The organism is Acidovorax cavernicola, from assembly GCF_003581445.1.
In genome coordinates this window covers 1-530 of record NZ_QXMN01000369.1, presented here as the reverse complement: position 1 = coordinate 530, position 530 = coordinate 1, and the positions used below count along the sequence as shown (strand labels likewise).

The 530-nt window shown below is 62.6% G+C and carries 1 protein-coding gene; it reads left to right on the top strand.

The features are described from left to right. Positions 1 to 530 (top strand): hypothetical protein (locus D3H34_RS34600; protein ID WP_205736891.1); only part of this gene is annotated, 530 nt, incomplete at both ends.

Genomic DNA, 530 nt, shown 5'->3' with positions numbered 1-530 from the left:
CTTTTTGGCGTATCGGGAACCTTGCGGCTTGCTCAATGGACTTTGCTGCAAGCCAATGGGAATTTCATGGTGACCGTCGCAGATCCGTTCACAGGGCTTCTGCCAGCGTTGCGCGTGGCCGCAGTTGACGCGCATTCCGTCCAGGCCGAGTGTTCCTCGATGGGCTTCCTGTTTGCGCCGGGTCCGGCGCGGGATGTGGCCCGCTGGGCGGGGTGGCTGAGGCAGGCCAGGGAAGCTGCGGAATCGCGGGGGGCAGAGACGGTTTCCGCTGAGCTGGCGCATCTACATCGCCTGAAGGCAGATTCGGCTCGGTTCGTACCGGTGAGCGAGCCACGTATGTCTATCGACCGGGAGTGTGGCGCGCAGCTTTTCCGCTTCGACGACCCTCAGGCAACTGCCTTACAGCTGTACGTCCTGGGCGTGCGCCGCGCAGATGGAACGTCGCGGTATTCGCACGTGCCAGACTCCCGTTGGGGGGTATGGATCTCGCAGGTGGCTTTTGCGGAGATTCTCAAGGAGAAGAATGGCCG